The organism is Acuticoccus kalidii (genome assembly GCF_021556395.1).
GTDB lineage: Bacteria > Pseudomonadota > Alphaproteobacteria > Rhizobiales > Amorphaceae > Acuticoccus > Acuticoccus kalidii.
Genome location: NZ_JAKGCS010000024.1, coordinates 36647 through 52306 on the forward strand (window position 1 = coordinate 36647; position 15660 = coordinate 52306).

At 65.7% G+C, this 15660-nt stretch carries 16 protein-coding genes; all 16 read right to left on the reverse strand.

Annotated elements, in window-relative coordinates; genetic code table 11:
* Nucleotides 1-14: 14 nt before the first annotated feature.
* The 16 genes from L1787_RS13635 to L1787_RS13710 all read right to left on the reverse strand — a co-directional run bounded on the left by L1787_RS13635 (nucleotide 15) and on the right by L1787_RS13710 (nucleotide 15603).
* The gene (locus L1787_RS13635) at nucleotides 15-1391 is read right to left on the reverse strand and encodes an ATP-binding protein (protein WP_235709394.1); all 1377 of its coding nucleotides are present in this window, start codon (nucleotides 1389-1391) and stop codon (nucleotides 15-17) included.
* A complete protein-coding gene (locus tag L1787_RS13640; RefSeq protein ID WP_235709395.1) occupies nucleotides 1381-2052 on the reverse strand; it encodes a response regulator transcription factor in 672 nt (223 codons plus the stop codon). The genes L1787_RS13635 and L1787_RS13640 overlap by 11 nt, the downstream gene beginning before the upstream one ends.
* Nucleotides 2053-2572: 520 nt before the next feature.
* Entirely contained in the window at nucleotides 2573-2836 is a 264-nt protein-coding gene (locus tag L1787_RS13645) for a hypothetical protein (RefSeq protein WP_235709396.1), read from the reverse strand.
* Between the two features lie 14 nt (nucleotides 2837-2850).
* Nucleotides 2851-3801, reverse strand: a complete 951-nt coding sequence (locus tag L1787_RS13650) for a C40 family peptidase (RefSeq protein ID WP_235709397.1) — start codon at nucleotides 3799-3801, stop codon at nucleotides 2851-2853.
* Nucleotides 3802-3874: 73 nt separating this feature from the next.
* Nucleotides 3875-6940, reverse strand: coding sequence for a DUF2793 domain-containing protein (locus tag L1787_RS13655; RefSeq protein WP_235709398.1), 3066 nt, complete (start codon nucleotides 6938-6940; stop codon nucleotides 3875-3877).
* Nucleotides 6924-10814: a baseplate multidomain protein megatron gene (locus tag L1787_RS13660; protein WP_235709399.1), complete on the reverse strand. Its 3891-nt coding sequence runs from the start codon at nucleotides 10812-10814 to the stop codon at nucleotides 6924-6926. Before L1787_RS13660 ends, L1787_RS13655 begins: the two co-directional genes overlap by 17 nt.
* Nucleotides 10814-11242 carry an NlpC/P60 family protein gene (locus tag L1787_RS13665; protein ID WP_235709400.1) on the reverse strand — a complete coding sequence of 143 codons (429 nt, stop codon included), beginning with the start codon at nucleotides 11240-11242 and terminating at the stop codon, nucleotides 10814-10816. Before L1787_RS13665 ends, L1787_RS13660 begins: the two co-directional genes overlap by 1 nt.
* A complete protein-coding gene (locus L1787_RS13670) occupies nucleotides 11239-12090 on the reverse strand; it encodes a phage/gene transfer agent baseplate hub protein (RefSeq protein ID WP_235709401.1) in 852 nt (283 codons plus the stop codon). The genes L1787_RS13665 and L1787_RS13670 overlap by 4 nt, the downstream gene beginning before the upstream one ends.
* Entirely contained in the window at nucleotides 12087-12722 is a 636-nt protein-coding gene (locus tag L1787_RS13675; RefSeq protein WP_235709402.1) for a DUF2460 domain-containing protein, read from the reverse strand. Before L1787_RS13675 ends, L1787_RS13670 begins: the two co-directional genes overlap by 4 nt.
* A gap of 3 nt (nucleotides 12723-12725) precedes the next feature.
* Complete coding sequence (locus tag L1787_RS13680; protein ID WP_235709403.1) at nucleotides 12726-13298, reverse strand: phage tail tape measure protein; 573 nt, start codon at nucleotides 13296-13298, stop codon at nucleotides 12726-12728.
* Nucleotides 13288-13497, reverse strand: a complete 210-nt coding sequence (locus tag L1787_RS13685) for a phage tail assembly chaperone (RefSeq protein ID WP_235710027.1) — start codon at nucleotides 13495-13497, stop codon at nucleotides 13288-13290. Before L1787_RS13685 ends, L1787_RS13680 begins: the two co-directional genes overlap by 11 nt.
* The gene (locus tag L1787_RS13690) at nucleotides 13497-13856 is read right to left on the reverse strand and encodes a gene transfer agent family protein (protein ID WP_235709404.1); all 360 of its coding nucleotides are present in this window, start codon (nucleotides 13854-13856) and stop codon (nucleotides 13497-13499) included. Before L1787_RS13690 ends, L1787_RS13685 begins: the two co-directional genes overlap by 1 nt.
* A 9-nt stretch (nucleotides 13857-13865) precedes the next feature.
* Nucleotides 13866-14279 (reverse strand): phage major tail protein, TP901-1 family, encoded by a 414-nt coding sequence (locus L1787_RS13695; RefSeq protein ID WP_235709405.1) that lies wholly within the window; start codon nucleotides 14277-14279, stop codon nucleotides 13866-13868.
* A gap of 24 nt (nucleotides 14280-14303) precedes the next feature.
* Nucleotides 14304-14708, reverse strand: coding sequence for a DUF3168 domain-containing protein (locus tag L1787_RS13700; protein WP_235709406.1), 405 nt, complete (start codon nucleotides 14706-14708; stop codon nucleotides 14304-14306).
* Nucleotides 14705-15031, reverse strand: a complete 327-nt coding sequence (locus L1787_RS13705; RefSeq protein WP_235709407.1) for a phage head closure protein — start codon at nucleotides 15029-15031, stop codon at nucleotides 14705-14707. The genes L1787_RS13700 and L1787_RS13705 overlap by 4 nt, the downstream gene beginning before the upstream one ends.
* Nucleotides 15028-15603, reverse strand: coding sequence for a head-tail connector protein (locus L1787_RS13710; RefSeq protein ID WP_369415099.1), 576 nt, complete (start codon nucleotides 15601-15603; stop codon nucleotides 15028-15030). The genes L1787_RS13705 and L1787_RS13710 overlap by 4 nt, the downstream gene beginning before the upstream one ends.
* Nucleotides 15604-15660 lie beyond the last annotated feature (57 nt).

A 15660-nucleotide genomic window follows, 5' to 3' on the forward strand; every position in this document is an offset into this window, starting at 1 on the left:
GGCGCGAAACCCTCTCATGCACGGGGCAGATGGGCGATGACACGGAGACCACCGAGGGGTGACGTCTTCAACTCAAGGCTCCCACCATAGAGCTCGACGAGCTCGGAGACGATCGAAAGGCCAAGCCCCGAGCCTGGCTTCGATTCGTCGAGCCGCTTACCACGAGACAGGACCGCGACGGCTTCCTCCTCGGAAAGACCAATACCGTCATCGTCGATCGTGATGTTGAAAAAGCGGCTGGTGCCCGGACCTGGCGCGCGCAAGGGCGCCAACTCGACTTCGATCACCACTTCAGACGCCGCCCATTTGATCGCGTTGTCGACGAGGTTGCCGACGATCTCTTCGAGGTCCTGTTGCTCCCCGGCAAAACGCACTTGATCGACGATATCGAGATGAACGGTGATCCCGGACCGCTCGGCGAGCCGAGCCATAGCCCGCGTCAACCGCTCGAGCACCGGCGAGACGTTCGTGACCGTGCCGATCACGCGCTCCTTCGCCGCCATCTGAGCGCGTTCCAGATAGTATCGGACTTGGTTCTGCATGATCTGCGTCTGCTCGCGAACCGATCGGGCGAGCGTCGTGCTCTCCTGGCCGGCATCGTTCACGAGAACACTGAGAGGGGTCTTCAACGCGTGGGCGAGATTGCCGACATGCTGGCGGGCTCGGCTCAGAGTCGCATGGTTGGAATCGATGAGCTGATTGAGCGCCTCGGCAACCGGCGCGATCTCGAGCGGATAGCGCGTGCTGACATGGCGGGCACGGCCTTCGTGGATTGCCTGAAGCTCGGATCCGAGCTGACGAAGCGGCCGCAGGCTGATCCTCCACTGGATGAAGGTAACGCCGACGAGAATGATGGCGAAGACACCGAGAAACAAAACAACGCGCTGCGTAAAGCGCGCGGTATCCTCGGCGATCGTCGCGGCGAGTCCGCCAACGAGCACGTTGTACCATTGCCCGTCCTCGAACGCGACGCGCCGCGCAACGAGGCGGAGACGATCCCCGGTCGGGCCTTGGCCATAGGTCTGCAACAACAGGCCAGGTGCGGTGTCCGCCAACGCGGTCGGCACCTCGATCGTATCGCCCGCGAGCGATTCCGACGTCTGCATCACATTGCCCGTCGAGGCGTCGACGACGACCCAATACCAGCCGGAAAAGGGAAGCACGAAACGCGGATCACCGAGATCGGGCGGCACATCGACGAACCGCCGCTCCGACATTTCCGCGAGCTGCCCGATCAAAATGGACAGGTAGACGTTGAGCGTCTCGTCGAAGCGCTTCTCGACGCTCTGACGAAAGGCCGACGTCAACACGATCCCGATGACGACGAGCGCGAACGCGCTCCATCCGAGCGACGTGAGAAGCAGCCGTGCGGAAAGAGACTTAAGTCGCATTCTCAGGCGCAGCCACCCGGTAACCAAGCCCGCGCACCGTTTCGATCACGTCGGCCTTGAGCTTCTTACGCAGCCGTCCGATGAACACTTCGATCGTATTCGAATCGCGATCGAAGTCCTGATCATAAAGGTGCTCAGTCAATTCGGTGCGCGAGACGATCCGGCCCTGATGGAGCATCAGATAGGCGAGCACACGATATTCGTGCGAGGTGAGCTTCACCATCGACCCGTCGACCGTCACGCGGCTCGCCCGCGCGTCGAGATGCACCGGCCCGCAATAAAGGTCGTTCGTGGCGTTCCCTGCCGCGCGGCGAATCAAAGCCCGCACGCGCGCTAAAACCTCCTCCATGTGGAAGGGTTTCGACACATAGTCGTCGGCGCCGGCGTCGATGCCGGCGACCTTGTCGCTCCACCGATCGCGGGCCGTCAGAACGAGGACAGGCATCGAGCGGTTGTTGCGCCGCCAATTCTCCAGAACCGTGATCCCATCCATCTCCGGCAGACCGAGATCGAGGATCACTGCATCATAGGGCTCCGTGTCGCCGAGGAAGTGTCCCTCTTCACCGTCGAAGGCCGTGTCGACGACATAACCTGCCGCCTTCAGCGCATCCGTGAGCTGCCGGTTCAGGTCGCGGTCGTCCTCCACCACAAGAAGGCGCATCACTCATCTCCACTAACGCAACGTCTGTCCACTTTTCGCGTCGACGACATGGCCAACCACCCGGCCGTCTCTCCCGAGAACGGTCACCTGCCATACGAGCCCGCCCGCGCCATGGCAAAGTCGTAGCTTCAAAACCTTGCCGCCGAGACGATTGCCGAGCCGGCCAGGCCGAATCGCTTGGCCCGAATTGATCGCTTGCCGCTGTTCGTCGCGCGACAAGCATTGTCCCTGGCCGGCGGCCGGGAGCGACCCCACCGGAGGCAGGGCCAGACTTGCCAAGAGGACGATCAGACACAATCCAAGACGCATAGCCGAGCGTTAAGGACACCTCCGTGTACGGCGCATGAATGCGCCCCCGCGTCATGAGACGTCGTCAACCGATAGCAGACCGAGACGCATTCAATGACGTGCATTTCCGCACAAAGCACTCCAGGCCGCATTGTGACCCCTCACCTGATGCACGGTCTCAACAGTATCGGCGCTCGACCAGCCGATCGGCGCGAAGGCGCGGCACGAAATGTCAGTCCCGCCGGAATCCGTCGTCTGGCATCCCGTCACCAACGCCGACGCTGCCAGCAGCACGCCGGCGCGCGGCCAGCGCAGTTGCAATGCGCGCATTCTCCGCCTCCATCCGTTCGACATGGCGTTCGGCGAGGACACGGCCGATCTCGGCCTCGGTCTTTGCGCCTTCGGTCCACTTGCCGGCCTGATAGGCTGGTACGGTGACGAGCACCGCGCCGAGCCCTGCCCCTGCGAGCCCGCGCCAGCCGAGCAAGGCCAGCATTTGGGCCGCCCCGATCATGCGAAGTCCTCGCTGATCGGCCCCGCAGCGCGCGCCATCGCAAAACGCCACAAGACGACCCCACCGATGACGGCGGCGACCACCCCCATCAACACGAGCCCGGCCACCGTTCCGTCATTCAACGACTGCACCTTCTTTGCGAGGTCGACGCCAGCCGAGGCGGCGGCGCCCATCGTCACCAGAGCCCCGGCCCCCGCGATCGGCGCGGCCGCCTTCGCGGCCGTCTCCTTGCGCTCGGTGCGCTTGCGCCTCTCTGCGACTGCGGCTTCGAGCGCCGCGAGCATCGCGAAATCGGCGACCCCGTCCGCCACGAGCCCGCGCCGCCCCTCAAATCGCATCACCGCATCGCGGGTGCGCCCGCCGAAGTCGCCGTCGACATCGAGTCCATAGTTGAGGACATTGAGGCCACGCTGCAGCGATGCAACGTCGCCACCGCTCGATCCCAACCGCATGATCCGTGCGCCATACCCGTCGTCGGCGGCCGCCCTACCCCCGTCGGATGGCGGCATCACACCGGGTGGCCAGCGGATTCCATGATCGAGGATCGACGCGGTCCGAAAGACCGAACGCTTCACCATGTTGCTCACATTGCCGTTCACGACAGTCACGGTCCCGTTCGGGTGGACCTCCTCGACGACGCCGACATGCCCGTAAAGCGGGTTCGGCCCCCGCGGAAAGACGACGATCGCGCCACGAATCGGCTTAGAAAGGCGCGTCCCATAGCTCGTGAATGACCGCGCCAGAGCAGACCGCGTCGAGGGAAAACCCGAGCTCACAAGGGCCGCATTCACGGCCACGGCGCACCACGCATCGTCGTCGTTGTTCCACCATCCGATTCCAGCCTCGATCCCCCATTCCACGATCAACGGGTTGTGTTGCGGTCCCGGAATTTCTTGAAGCCCGATATGGTGGACGAGAAAATCAAGCCACGGCACTCGTTCGTGCATCGCGCGCGTCCTTCTTCTAGGCACAAAAAAACCGCCCCGAAGGCGGCCATGTCGTCCATCATCGCAGAGAGCTTCACCCGCCCGGAGCGGCCTCGATGGCATCGAGACGGGCCGACAATTCCTGGATCGCCTTCACGACGGGCGCGAAGAACTCGCAATAGCCGATCGATTTCACATCCTGTCCCCCGGCGAGCGCGTGATCTTGATAGCCGCCGAAATCGACGCCGAGCGCATCGATCACCGAGGCCACATCCTGGGCGATGAAGCCGTGGTGGAAGCGCGTGCGCACGAGCGCTCCCGGCTCAGCGGCGCCGGTTTCATAGTCCTCACGATAATCCCAGCGGAAATCGACCGGTCGCAATCGATTGACGAAGTCGAGCCCCAGCAGGGTGTCGCGCACGTCGGCCTTGTCCCGTCCATCGGAGCGGGACTGAACAGAGCCGTAGACGTAAGTGGTCGTGCTCGAGTTCCCAAGCTGGACCTGGTTCGATCCCGTCACGGTCGCCCCGTCGCCGAGCGCGGCGCAATTCGAGATCCCGCTCGAGCCATTCAGTGCGTTGCGCCCGATCGCGGTGTTGCCGCCGCCCGTGACGCCCGTGCCGGCATTGTAGCCGACCACCGTGTTGCCATTCACATTGGTCATCGACGAGCCGGAATTCGTCCCGAGGGCGGTGTTTTCGTCGCCCCCGGTCAGCGCCGTCAGTGCCCGGCGACCGACCGCCGTGTTGGAGATCCCGCCCGTCACCGCCTCGAGCGCGAGGGCGCCCACACCGATCGACTGGTGATCGCTCCCCGCCCCCCGCCAGATCCTGAGACCGGCACTATCGACTTTGTCGCCCCCGATCTGCGTCGCCCCTTCGGGCGTGATCACCTGGAGCGTCTTGCCCGCGGCAAATTGCAGGAAGCGCGCATTGCCCGCCCAATTGTCGAGCGCCACCACCCCGTTACTACCCGCACCAGCAAGGCGAAGCTCGCCGCCTTCGTTGGAGCCGTCGCTCGGTCCCAAGGTCAGCGTGCTGTCGATCACGGTGGCCGAACCATTATGATTGGGCCCATAGATTCCCGCCGATTTCGAAACCGGGAAATCATACGCCCAGCCATTCGAATCGTTGCCCATGATCACATGGTTGCCGTTCGTCTGAACCCGGATGAAACTGCCCGAGCCCGTCGTGATCCCGTTCACGCTGTTCCCGATGGCGAGGAGCTCGCCACCCACCTGCCGGATGCAGGATCCGGTGCGCGCCACGGTCGGATTGAGGCTGAAGCGCACCGACGAGACCGACATCTGACCGTCGCTCACGCGAAAGCCGTCGGCCCCGACACTGCCCCCGAACTCGCATGTGCCGTTCTGGATCTGGCACTTCGTCCCGATACCGCTCACCTGCACCATCGGCACGTTCGAGTATTCACCGACACGGAAGGAGAAATCGGAGATGACGAGCGTTCCGCCGGTCTGGTTGATGAACCGGTCATTGCCGACCGAGGTCGTCGCATAAAGGCTCGTGATCGCCATATCGCCGGCAGACATCTCGATGCGGGAATAAGAACCGTCGAGCGCCAATCCGTTGATGGTGCCGAACGGTCGGTGTCCGCTCGCCGATTCCTCCAGAAGGATCCGGCTTTGAAACGGCGTGCAGTTCGACATCTTGAAGTCGTCACACCGGCCGATGCGGAAGGCGATCGTCTGACCGTCCTCATAGATCGCGTCGAGTGTCGGATTGCCGGCGAAGTTGTAGGGCCAAACGCGGCAATTGCGCAGCTCGACCGAGTCGAGCGCCCCGTCGATGTGAAAGCCTTCGTTGAAGGATCCGCTTTCGACGTCCTCGAACAACGCGCCGCCGGTGTTGCCGGATGCAAGCACCCCGTCATACGCCTCGATGAAGCGCAAGCGCGACAGACGGCAGCGCGTCCGGTTCACCATGTAGACGGCCGGCGGATATTGGACCAGCGTTGCCCGCGAGGACGCTGGTGATTGGTCGAAGTCGACCTCCAAATCCTCCAAAAACACGAACGAATGATCGAACTGGAAAACGCCGAGCGCCGACATATTGAAGGTCGGCGTCACCTTGATGGTCGTCCGCCCGCGCCCGTCACCATACATGCGCTGGTGCGACGTGCCGGTGCGCAATGCATCCGTCACGTAGAACACACCGCGATCGAACTCGACGGTCCGCCCCGATGCGAGCGCCGCATTGATCGCGGCCGTGTCATCCGTCGTCCCATCGCCGACGGCGCCGGTCTGACGCACATTGACGACATTGCCGAGGAGCGCCCAATGCCCCCCGGCGGCATCCGTCACGCCGAGCCCATCGGACGGAAACGAGCCGACGCGCTGATAGCGGCCGGCGCCGCCGTCATTCTCGCCCGCAAAACCCCGCACTTCGAGCTGTTGCACGTCGGCCGGAATGTTGGTCGAGGCGATCGCCGTGCGGCTTCGCAGAGAAAAACCGAACGCCTGATTTCCGCCGATCGCTGGAATTTTCGTAAAGTTCACCACCGCGGTGTTTCGGTTCACCTTGAAGGCCTCGGTGAAGCTCGAACCATTCGGCGACACCTTCAGGGAAAAGTCGTCCGAGCCGATCAGTCCGAATTCGGCACGGCCGGAGAAATTCGTCTGAAAGAGGTGCGAGGCGACGTCGCCCGCCGCCGTCTTGGTGACTTTGACGCGCACGTCGCCGGTAGGAACCGGCTGGGTGTTGTCCGGCGCGAAGAGCGAAGCCTCCGCATTGACGACGAGCCGGTTCGTCGCGTCCGCCGCTCCGTTGATGCCGAGCTTCGACGCCACTTCGAAATCGTCCGCCGCCGCGAGAATCTCCCATGCGGACCCGTCATAATAGACGATCGCCTCCTCCGCCTCGACGAAGGCGATCCAGCCCGGCTTCGGCTCAAAGAAAACCCAAGCCCCGTCCGCATAAGCGGCGACGCTCCGCGCCTCGCCGGACCAGGCTCCGCTCGCGCCGGGCGCCACGATGTGACGGTCCCCCTCCGACGGCGCACCAGGCGGCGAGGTCCGTGAGCGATCGGCGACGCTCAACTGAACGATCGCGTCGATCCGTCGTAACGCGTCGTTGACCGTCACATGCTTCTGCGCTTGCGCCGCCTCGACGTAAGGAAGCTCGAGATTAAGGCTGCTTGACATCAACAGTCACCTCGTAGGGAACACCTGGCCCGAAGCCAGGCGCGATCTGCGCGACACGGAACGTGATCGGATCCGGCGCCGCGCCAAAGTCAGCCGTCTGATTGGCCAGCGAATAGGTGTATGTCGGGCTCGTCACCTCGACGGTGCGTACCGCGACGCCGCCGTCGAGAATGTCGAGTCGATAAAGCTCCGAACTCTCGCCGAGCGGGATATCCGTCCCGTCCGGCCACGTATCGCCTCCGATCCGCGACCGGCGGATCCAAGACAGTGTCAGAGCCCCATTGCCCGGATTGCGCAGCGCGGCCGCATGCACCGGCGAATAGGGCAACAGTCCTCGCCCGCTCGGCGTGAACGCGAAGGTCGTAACATTGCGTCCGCCAAGCCCTTCGGCGAGCGGCCCGACACGGTATGTGCGGGCCAGTCCGACCTCCTCGGCGGGCGTCGGGAGCGAAAAGAGCGACCCATTGAGAAGCACCACCGGCGCCCCGACGACGAGACCCGTTCCGGTCGCGTCATCCGTCCCGAGCTGGCCCCTGAGGAGGGTCGACAGCCGATAGGTTCGCTCACCGATCAGATCGGCCGTCTGGAACTGGATCACCTCCCACGTTCCATTCACCGACAGAACCGCGATCGAATTCGCACCGCTCAGAACATCGATCGCCGGCCGCGAGGAGATCGCCGCATTGTAGAGCCGCACATCGATCCGGCCGCCATAATGCCACCGGCTCGTCGGCCCAGCCCCGACGGATGAGACGAGCTCACCCATCGCGCTCGGCCGGTCGATCGTCCGCACGAGCTGAAACCCGCCCCCCGGCGCTGCGCGCCACACTCCCATTTCCCCCGGAAACGGCCGCGCATAGACGGCAATCCAAGGCAAATGCGACGCAACCTCTTCATCGACGATCGGCAGATTGACGCCGATCGCGATCGGCGCCGTGAAACTCGGTGGCGCCTGCGGCGGCGTGGGCGTCCCGATGACCGGCGTCGGGACCAGCGCATTGCGATCGAGTGTCCGCGCCGTCACCTCCCGGTGGCCGAGATCGGTGATTTCCTCGACGATCAACTCGCGCGCCCGATCGCCATATTCGAGCGTCACGATATCGCCCGGCATCACCGCGATTTCACTGAGCGGCAGCGCAAAGCGCACCGTGGTCCGCCCCGCCCACCGCACCGACAGCGCTATTTCTGCCAACTCGCTCGCGAGCCCGTCATTGAGACTGCCCGACAGCGCGATTTCTTCGAGCTGCCGCGCCGATCCCTCTTGCGGACGAAAGCGGGCGCTCGCGATCTGATAGGCCCGTCCGCTGTCGAAATATTTGATCCGCATCTCGACCGGCAGAGCCGACGCCTCGTCGCGCGTTTCGCTCACGAACGCCGAGCGGGCGTCGATCTCGACGAGATCGTCTCGCCCATAGGTCGCAGCGCTCTTGCGCGAAAGCCCCAGGAAGCGAATCCCCGTCCCGGTGTCGGCCCCCACCACGGACGTCGCGGCCACCAACGGGTCCAACACGGCCCGAAGCGTCGACGCCACCGCCACCATATATCCGTCGAGCACGACCGGGATCCGGTCGATCTGCGGCTTGTCGAGCCCCCAATCGCGAAACAGAACCCGCAAGAGATCGTCGACCGGCACCCCGCCGAGCCGTCCCGTGAGCCAGTGACCGCGCTCCCAGTTCGCCCCGTCCGACCACACGTCGAAACGATGCGGAAAGGCCGGCCACGGCCGGGAATCCCACGTCCAGACATGGATGGTGCCGGGGTCGATCATCCGCCCGCCATAGACGCCCGATTGCGGATTGAACCGATCGATGTCGCTGGAGAACGCCGGATCGAACGCCTCGATCATCGCCTCCAGATAGGCCCGCTGCATCGCATCGTCGCGCCGGCCGCTGGAAAAATAAGGAAGCGTCGATTCCGAACTCTTCGGATCGTAAAAGACGTTCGGCTGGTTCGCCCCCCGGTCCACCGCCGGACAGCCGACTTCGGTGAACCAGATGGGCTTCATCCCCGGCGCCCAGGGCGTCGGCGTCTCAACCTCGACGCCGGCGACGCGATCATAATGGAGATTGCCCCACCAGCTCGCGATGTCCTTATAGCGATAGACCCAGGGCTTGCCGTAAGCGCCGTCGGTGATCGGCGTGCGGACCTGCGCCACCCGATCGGCCTCGCTGGCATAGAACCAATCGAACCCCTCACCGCCGGCCACGTTTCCCGCCAGATAGTCGTGATCGTGGACGATATCGGCGACCGCCTCGTCGAGGTGCGTCCCGTCGCGCCAATCCGAAAGCGGCCAGTAATTGTCGATCCCGATAAAATCGACATTGGGACTCGCCCAGACCGGATCGAGGTGGAAGCGAAGGTCCCCCTCGGGCGTCTGGTGCCCGAAATATTCCGACCAGTCGGCCGCATAGGAGATCTTCGTCCCGCCGCCGACCACCGCGCGCACATCGTCGGCGAGCGCGGCGAGCGCGTCGACGAACGGATAGCCGCTCGCCCCGCGGACCCAGCTCAACCCGCGCATTTCCGAGGCGATCAAGAACGCATCGACCCCGCCGGCCGCGGCCGTCAGATGCGCATAATGAAGCACCATCCGCCGCAGCGACCATTCCGCATCGCCCGAATAGGAGATCGTCGCACCATCGGCGGAAAAGTCGCCGGCCGCCGCGCTGCCGACGAAAGCCGCGACCGCACTATCCGCGGCTGCCGTCGTGTCGGGCGAGCCTTCGCGGCCCGGCGCCGGCGAGACCGAGATCCGTCCACGCCATGGAAACGGAGCCTGCTCGGCCCCGCCATAGGGATCGGGCAGGCCATTTCCCGCCGGCACATCCATCAACAGGAACGGATAGAAGACGACCTTCAGCCCCCGCGCCTTCAGCGACCGGACCGCCTCGAAGACCGCCGCATCCGACGGTGTCCCCCCATAAGACGGACGTCCCTCGGCATCGGTGCTCACAAGGACGGCGCTTTCCCGATCCTCCCCGGCGACGGACCAATCGACCGACGTCTCGCGCTCCCTTCTCTCCACGCATGGCCGGATCGAGCACAGATCGGCCCGCAAATCGTTCCCGAACCAGGCGACCACCAAGGCCACCTGCTCAAGGTTCGGACAAAGCGCCATGAGCTCGTCGATCGAGGCCTCGAAATCGGACGCCGCCGTCCCGAGATGGCGGTTGTCCGCGACCGCCTCGCCCGGTCCGACCGCCCGGTCGACCCGCTCGGGATGGTACCCGAACTCGGTCGCGCCGGGGATCAAGGTTACCGCCCGCACCCGCTTCTCGAGCTCACCGATCGGCCGCACGACTTCGAAGGTGAGCTGCGGCAGGCGGTTCCCGTAAGGCCCGATCGGCAACTTCTCGAACACGACATAGGCCGTGTGCCGATAGGCCGGCGCCGTCCCCTCGATCGCCTCGATCAGCGGATCGGCCTCTTGATCGTCGGCGCCGAGATAGACGCGCCACGTGATACCCGTGAGGTCGAGCGGCTCACCATCGGCCCAGATCCGGCCGATCCGCGCAATCGGTCCCTCACAGATCCCGACGGCGAAATTCGCGGTATAGGAGTACTCGCGGACCGTCGGCCCGCCGCCCTTCCCGCCCGATATCGTGTCGACATTCTCTTCGTAATCGGTCGCCCAGATCACGGTGCCGGCAAGCCGCATACGGCCATAGACGCGCGGAATCGGATTGCTCTCCGATCCGGTCTGGACCGTCAAATCGTCGATCCGTCCGACCGAGCGCGTATAACTGTCGCCGAACACCCGCTGATCGATCACATGACCCGCAAGGGCGCCCGCGGCCCGTCCGACCACGGCTCCCACCGGCCCGAGCAGACCGCCGACGGCCTGCCCCGCCGCCTGCAAAACAAGCGTCGCCATCAGTCCGTCACCCCCGGAAAATCGAAGACCGCCGCAAGCCGGCAGCGCCACACCGGCGCAAGCCGCCCTTCAACGACCCGCCCCACCGAATCGTAAGCGTGAACGAATGCGGCATCCCCGACAGCGATGCCGACGTGCTTGGCCGGCGTCCCCGCCTTCCAGCGGAACACCAGAAGCGCCCCCTCGCGCACCACCGGAATCGGAACGAAGTGCCGCCCCGCCGCGTCGAGTAGCGTCTCCTCGCCCTTCGCCTCCGCCCAGTCGGGCGAATAGGCCGGCACGAACTCCGGCTCATCGCCGACGAGTTCGCGCCAGACACCGCGAACGAGCCCCAGACAGTCGCACCCCACCCCGCGCCGCGACGCCTGATGATGATACGGCGTCTCGACCCAGCCCCGCGCCGCGGTCACGATCGCCGCGCGCCTCATTGGTCGGGCCGCGCGAAGGAGAAGGCGCGGTCGTTGCCGGGCAAGTGCGGGAAGCCTTGGAAATTCATCGCATTCGCGAACTTCATGGCGCACGTCTCGAACCGCTTGTCGCATCCTGGGAAGACCCGCACCGTGTCCCCGACCGCAAGCCCCACGAGGCCCGAGCGCAATGTCAGCACAGCCTCCTCGCCTTCAGCGGCGTGCTGAACGAGAAGCTCGCGCCGTCCGTCATCCTCCCCGCTCGTCACGGCGACGACACCGCTCGAAAAATAACCCGTCGCAGCGCCGTCGAGCCCCGACACCCGAAGCCGAGCGCCATCGACAGCGACGACCGTCGCCTCCCGCGACAGAGAAGGCAGATCCACCCCGCAGCGGACATCGCCGAGATCGGCATCACAACTCACGGTGAAGACGCGGCCGCGCACCCGCTCCAGCGCCTGCATCGGCCCACGAACCTCGGCCCGGAACGCGCCGTCCTCGCGCGTCACCTCGCCGAGATAGCCCTTCCGCAGAAGCACCCGCTCGTTGGTGTTCGCCCAGTTGACGAGCCACAACTCGACCGTCGCGAAATCGAACCGCCCGTCCTGGAGATCCCCCGCATCGAGACCCGCCGAGGTCAGCGCCCCCGAAATCTCGAGCCCGCCGACGCCGAAGCCCGCCATCGCAACATCGCCCGACGCTGCAATCCCGTTCGCCGCCGAATAGACCAGAGCATCGATCGTCACGGCCCGGTCATGGTCGGTGAACCCCATCACGACGCCATCGTCCCGCTCGAGCCGCCAACACCGGCAGAGCGTCGTCACCCCCGCACCGATGTGCGCCTCGAACGCCTCCGTCAGCGACCTCATGGCACGATCTCCACGACCGGCACCGAAGGGATCGACCCCGCCTCGAAGCGCGACAGGTTGATCTCCAACCGATCGGTGTCGAAGCGCGCCGGAACGTCGAAGAGAAAGCCGGCCGTCACCCCTTCGCCCTCGCCGGGCACGGCGTGGGCAAAGAACGTCAACACCCCGTCCGTCACGGTGAAGTCCGCGCCCTCGACCCGCGAAACGCCCGCGACCTCAACGAACACGCTTCCCGGCACCGGCAACAGGATCAGCCGGTCATAGGGCAGAAACGCTTCGCCATAGCGCTTGATCAGCGCGAATGACGTTTTCACGCCGTCACCGACCCCGAGAAGCTGGTCGTCGGCGGCGGGCGAATCCCCCGGCGCGCAACTCTTGTTGTCGAGCGGATCGCGATAGCGGAATCCGTAAAGACGACCGCGCCGCTCCTCGAAAAAATCGATGACGGTATAAAGGTCGCCTTTGTTGCGAATGCCCGTTCCGGCCTCGAAACGCCGCCGGCTCACATGCCAGCGTTGGTTGCGCTCTTCGCGGTTCGAGCCGAGCGTCACGATCTCGGTCCGTCGCTCCGGTCCGCCCGTCGCCCCGAAGGAGACGGCGAGCGGAAAGCGCACGTCGTGGAACCCATCCATCGATCACATCCCCCTGCGGCCACGCGAAACGGCGCGCGCGAGCATCGCGCTCACTTGCGCCTCGGACCGTCTGAAACTCTCGATATCGGGCGTGTTGATCGTCACATTGACCGACGGTCCGGCCCCGCCCCCTTCGAGCGCGACGCCCAGTCGCCCGTCACTTCCCCGTGCGAGCGGAAGCACCGCCTCACGGCCGGCCTCGCCCATCAGACCGACGCGTCCGCCCCCCATCGCGAAGGCCGTCGGGGATCCGATCACCCCACCTTCCGCGAAGGGCACCGCCTTCGTCGCGGCGGCTCCGGCGCCGACAAAGGCTCGCGCCAACCCGGAAGAAATCGCATTGGCCCCACTCCCCAACAGGTTGGTGAGCGGCCGTAGCCCCGTCGTCAGCGAGGCCGAAGAAATCGAGAGCGCCGCGCGGCGCAGCACATTGTCGAGGCTCTGTCCCTCGATCACCGCGTTGCGCATCCCCGTCCGCAGGACGCGGGAGAAGGTGTAGGCCGACACCGTCAACGTGTCGGCGATCTCGTCGGCCACCAGCTCGCTCTCGGCGAGGGCTTCATCGTCAACCGCCATCGGGAAACGCCTCCATCAGGCGCGCGAGGTCGCTCCGCCGCGTCGATCCCGACGCACCGTTCGCAACACCCAACACAGCCAAGATCTCAGGAAGGGAAAGGGCCCAGAAATCGCGCGGCGCCATCCGCCGCTCGCCCAGGAAAAGCGCCATCAGATCGCGCCACGGAAACGGCCGCGCCTGTTGCGGCGCGGCCGACATCAAGAAGGGTCGCGCCCTCCCTCACCGACGGTGCCGGACGTGCCGGCAGTCTCGCCCCCGAACGTCGCCGTCAGCAGCGACGCGACGACGGTCGCGAACCCCGTCGCCCCGCCATCGGCCGACATACGCGCCACCTCGTCGTCGGCAACCGTGTTGCCTCCGCCGCGAAGCCCCGCGCCGATGATCTTCGTCGCATCGCGCGCCGATAGCCTGCCATCGGCGAAGCGCTCCACCAGCGCGGTCATGTCGTCGACCTGAAAGGCCCGCTCCAGCTCGGCGAGTGCGCCCAACGTCAAACACAAGGTCCAGGTCCGTCCGTCGAGAACGGCGCTCACTTCGCCGCGATACCGGTTTGCCATCACGTCACCTCAGAGCGCCGCGAAGGAGATCGCACCGGCCGATTCCATCGCGATCTCGTAGACGACTTCACCGTCATGGTTGCCGCCATATTCGAGCGCCGTGACCTGGAACGGCCCTTCGATGGCCCCAAAATCCGGCACAACCACCTGCCAATTCCGAACCGAACCGGCGAAGAAGATCGCCCGCACTATGGCGTCCGATCCGGCATCCTTGAAGATCCCCGACCCCGCAAGGTTAGCCCGCTTGACGCCGGCCCCGTCGAGCAGCTCGCGCCATTGGCCGGCCGAGGCCTGGTCGGTCACGTCGATCGTGTCCGCTCCGAACGAGATCCGCTTGGAGCGCAGCCCCGCCACGGTCATGAACGACCCGGCGCCCGTCTCGTCGACCTTCAACAGAAGGTCTTTGCCCATCTGCGCGCCCATCGCGCCCTCCTTCGCTGTGACTGATCAAATCGCCTCGGTAAGCGCGCGAAAGCCGAGCCGCGCCCGGTAGGCGAGGCCGTCCCGGCTCGCGCTCACCTCCGTCGTGCGATGGCCCATCGACACGAGCCGATGGCCAACCGGCGCCAACGGCCCCTCAAGGAGCGCCCGCACCCGTTCGGCAATGTCGGAAACCTCGCTCCGGCCGCCGGCTCGCGAATGAACGAAGACATCGAACCGATGCTCCATCGTCGCCGCGTCGTCGGCATCGAGCGCCCGGCTCGTCATCGTCCCGAAGACGACGAACGGATAGTCCACGCCGCGCGGCACCGCGTCGAACACCTTGTCGCCGGCGAGGATCGCATCGAGCCCGATATCCTCGGTGATCGCCGCATAGATCGCGCCGAGGAGAGCATGCCGTGCATCGCTCATCCCTGTTCCTCCTCGCAGAGGCAGTCGAGAAAGCGCCGCTGCGGATCATGATCCTCGACGGCGAGCACGCGATATGCGGTGCCGTCCGCCACGAGCCGCGCCCCGCCGACGACATCGCCGCGCCAACGCATCGTCACCCGATGCGTCACGAGGCCCGCCAGTCGCCCATTGTCGACCCGCTCACCCCGCCGCCGTGGCTCGATCGCCCCGAAGACGCTCCCGTGCGATATCCACGCGCGGACCATGCCGCCCGCCCCGTCCGGCGTGTCGCTCGCGGTCTCGATCGCGATCCGCCGGCGCAAGTCGCCGATCGCCGGCATCATGCGAGACGCGCCATGCGATAAGGCGCCATCAGCGCGCTCACACCGTTCGCGACCCCGCTCGACACGGCCCCGACCCGCGCCGCCTCGCGCTGCTCGTACCAATAGGCGACGAGCATCATCACCGCCTGCTTGAGCGGCGCCGGCACCGCGTCCGGATCGCCGTAGCCGACCGTCACATCGATCTCGATGCCGTTCATCGCCCGCGCGCCCCAAAAGCGCCCGGTCTCGAGCCGCAACCGGCCCGGCGACGACACGAGATCGACCTCATAATCGGTGGTCGGCACCACCGAAGGCACGCCCGCCTCGTCATAGGCCGTCACCATGTCGACCGACTGGATCGGCGCGGGGGACAGGCGGATCACGCCCCCTTTCGGCACGCCATCGCGCACGATGCGCCAACCCTGCGTGACCATCGCCCGCCCGGTGCGGTTCTCGATATCCATCCGTGCGGCCGTGATCAGCGCATCGACGCGCTGATCCTCCGCCGTCCCGTCGATGCGCGCGTGCGCCTTCGCCTCCTCGCGCGTCACAGGTTCCGCCGCCGGCGGTAACACCAGGATCGCCACCATCATCTCACCCGATTGTCTGAAAGACGGCCGCCACCCGGCCAAACAAAAAGGGCCGGTGTC

What these genes read in the sequence shown, in the direction of transcription:
- L1787_RS13635 (WP_235709394.1), bottom strand. Translation starts at nt 1,391, where the DNA reads ATGCGACTTAAGTCTCTTTCCGCACGGCTGCTTCTCACGTCGCTCGGA.
- L1787_RS13640 (WP_235709395.1), bottom strand. Translation starts at nt 2,052, where the DNA reads ATGCGCCTTCTTGTGGTGGAGGACGACCGCGACCTGAACCGGCAGCTC.
- L1787_RS13645 (WP_235709396.1), bottom strand. Translation starts at nt 2,836, where the DNA reads ATGCTGGCCTTGCTCGGCTGGCGCGGGCTCGCAGGGGCAGGGCTCGGC.
- L1787_RS13650 (WP_235709397.1), bottom strand. Translation starts at nt 3,801, where the DNA reads ATGCACGAACGAGTGCCGTGGCTTGATTTTCTCGTCCACCATATCGGG.
- L1787_RS13655 (WP_235709398.1), bottom strand. Translation starts at nt 6,940, where the DNA reads ATGTCAAGCAGCCTTAATCTCGAGCTTCCTTACGTCGAGGCGGCGCAA.
- L1787_RS13660 (WP_235709399.1), bottom strand. Translation starts at nt 10,814, where the DNA reads ATGGCGACGCTTGTTTTGCAGGCGGCGGGGCAGGCCGTCGGCGGTCTG.
- L1787_RS13665 (WP_235709400.1), bottom strand. Translation starts at nt 11,242, where the DNA reads ATGAGGCGCGCGGCGATCGTGACCGCGGCGCGGGGCTGGGTCGAGACG.
- L1787_RS13670 (WP_235709401.1), bottom strand. Translation starts at nt 12,090, where the DNA reads ATGAGGTCGCTGACGGAGGCGTTCGAGGCGCACATCGGTGCGGGGGTG.
- L1787_RS13675 (WP_235709402.1), bottom strand. Translation starts at nt 12,722, where the DNA reads ATGGATGGGTTCCACGACGTGCGCTTTCCGCTCGCCGTCTCCTTCGGG.
- L1787_RS13680 (WP_235709403.1), bottom strand. Translation starts at nt 13,298, where the DNA reads ATGGCGGTTGACGATGAAGCCCTCGCCGAGAGCGAGCTGGTGGCCGAC.
- L1787_RS13685 (WP_235710027.1), bottom strand. Translation starts at nt 13,497, where the DNA reads ATGTCGGCCGCGCCGCAACAGGCGCGGCCGTTTCCGTGGCGCGATCTG.
- L1787_RS13690 (WP_235709404.1), bottom strand. Translation starts at nt 13,856, where the DNA reads ATGGCAAACCGGTATCGCGGCGAAGTGAGCGCCGTTCTCGACGGACGG.
- L1787_RS13695 (WP_235709405.1), bottom strand. Translation starts at nt 14,279, where the DNA reads ATGGGCGCGCAGATGGGCAAAGACCTTCTGTTGAAGGTCGACGAGACG.
- L1787_RS13700 (WP_235709406.1), bottom strand. Translation starts at nt 14,708, where the DNA reads ATGAGCGATGCACGGCATGCTCTCCTCGGCGCGATCTATGCGGCGATC.
- L1787_RS13705 (WP_235709407.1), bottom strand. Translation starts at nt 15,031, where the DNA reads ATGATGCCGGCGATCGGCGACTTGCGCCGGCGGATCGCGATCGAGACC.
- L1787_RS13710 (WP_369415099.1), bottom strand. Translation starts at nt 15,603, where the DNA reads ATGATGGTGGCGATCCTGGTGTTACCGCCGGCGGCGGAACCTGTGACG.